The sequence below is a fragment of the Oleiphilus sp. HI0067 genome, assembly GCF_001635735.1.
In genome coordinates this window covers 1-1,968 of sequence record NZ_LWFI01001130.1, presented here as the reverse complement: position 1 = coordinate 1,968, position 1,968 = coordinate 1, and the positions used below count along the sequence as shown (strand labels likewise).

The window sequence follows — 1,968 nt, the reverse complement described above, 5'->3', positions numbered from 1 at the left end:
CACGATGCTCGATGACGTTCTTTAGTACCCACAACATGGCAATATATCCCGCTAGCCCGAAGCACCCAATAGCCGCATATTTGGTTGGGTAGGGTTCCCAGAAACCAACTTTTACTTCGGCAGCGAGTGCTACGCCAACCATTACCCCGCAAATCATGAGTGTTAAATGCGCAAGCCACCATTTGACTAATGTCGAAAGCTTATCGTCCTTGGTCTTTCCGTTGCCGACAAAATCAAAATAGATCCAGCACATGATGAACATGGATATTCCGCCAATAACGAAATTGACAAGCACGTCGGAGGAAACTTTATAGATACCTTTTTCGGAAAGTGTAATAACTAACTTAAAAAAGCCTTCGCCGAGAATGATAAGTGTGAGTAGAGAGAAGCGTTCCGCCATATGACCGAGTCGAGGAGCAAAACGTTCATGGCGTAGTACAGAGACTTTCGGAATCATGTAAAGCGTTTGCGTGGCAACCAGAGCCGCCGCAAAGGCCCAGAAAGCATAGGGTTTTGGCAGAAATGCCGTAATGGCAAATATAATGGCGAAACTTGATAAGTTTCGGATCTGCTCATTGCACATCGAGTGTGTTTCTGAATTGTTTCGCCGAGCTCTTACATATAGCATGGCGAGCATTGCTCGATTCGCGGCAAATCCCAGTGCAAAGAAAGCCCATCCTTTCCCTTCAATTGCGGGTATCGCTGCGGCCATAAACATCAATGTACAGATCATTACTGACATAATGATACGATGCCAAATATCCGTGCTGACATAAATAGAGTTGAAAATACTGAGCTCACCCCAGGCATACCACAATGCAATGAAGATTCCACAAAACACCAAGAAGCCATCTATGTTCAAATGGTGTGATAAGTAATTTCCGAGAAGAAAGATTGTGACCACATGAATCAAGTCATAGAACAGCTCTACCCAATGTACGTGGTCATGAGCATGATCTAAATCATGATGGTGTTGGGGCTTTCGCCACATTGGGTGATCTTGTAATGCCATAGGAAAATTGCTCTCTAATACGCAACATGTAGGGGCCTAGGATGACGCAAATCAGGCAGCCACATGTTGTTTTCTAAGTCTTTGTGTGTGGCAATAAGGTGTTAGTTATCGTAAGAAAAGGTTCCGCGAATCGGATAGTTATTGCTACGAATCCACTCTAGGCCCGAAATAAGATTATCTAAATCAGGACGTACAAAAGGATTATTCGATATGTCCACTACTTGAAGCGTTCCATGTTCATTAATGACATAGAGCCCCGGTTCAGCAAACGGGTGATCCGTTTCCTGATCTGAGCGGGGATGTGAGATGTAAAGCCCCAGAGATTTCATTTCTTTTAAAGATAAGCCGTAGAACATCGGGAAATCTACATCCAGCCTACTCGTGTGCTCCTTTAACTGCGCTTTGCTATCACCTGATATAGCGACCAGATCGATATTTATTGCTTCTAAGCGTGGCTTATATACCGTCAATTGATTGAGGAAACGTGTACACAATGGGCAGTGTCTACCTCTGTACACGACAAGCATTTGCCAGTCTTTTCCTTCTAAAGGTTTGCTTAGGTCCCGTGTTGTGCCTTCGAGAGTTGATTTGGTGATCGATGGAAAAGTTGCTCCAGCTTCAAACTTGTATGTGCTCATGAATTTGGCCTCCAATAATGATGACTAGTGAAAACTATTATTGGTGGCTTCGACAGAAAAACAATTAGTTACTTTTTGGTGACCTAGCACGCAATGACCAATTTTATCGGGAGCAGACACTAACTAACTTATTGCGAATCCATTTATGTAGCTGGTCTTGATTACTACGCTGGTGCCAGGCCGCAATGACATCAAACCCTGGAATTGTCCTATCAAGCTCAATTACTTTTAGGTCGTTATCAGGTAGTAGTCGAGATGGAATAAAGCCGCACAAATCACTCTCAGCTATACAGGCTTTTGCGGCGGTAAACGTAGGTA

At 43.8% G+C, this 1,968-nt stretch carries 2 protein-coding genes and 1 pseudogene; all 3 read right to left on the bottom strand.

What is annotated here, in order from left to right:
- On the bottom strand, nt 1–1,012 hold a 1,012-nt coding region (locus tag A3739_RS16415; protein WP_068502092.1), incomplete at its 3' end, for a low temperature requirement protein A.
- 101 nt (nt 1,013–1,113) lie between these two features.
- Nucleotides 1,114–1,650: a redoxin domain-containing protein gene (locus tag A3739_RS16410; RefSeq protein ID WP_068502088.1), complete on the bottom strand. Its 537-nt coding sequence runs from the start codon at nt 1,648–1,650 to the stop codon at nt 1,114–1,116.
- Between the two features lie 103 nt (nt 1,651–1,753).
- A pseudogene (locus A3739_RS30935) lies at nt 1,754–1,968 on the bottom strand (LysR family transcriptional regulator); the annotation flags it as partial.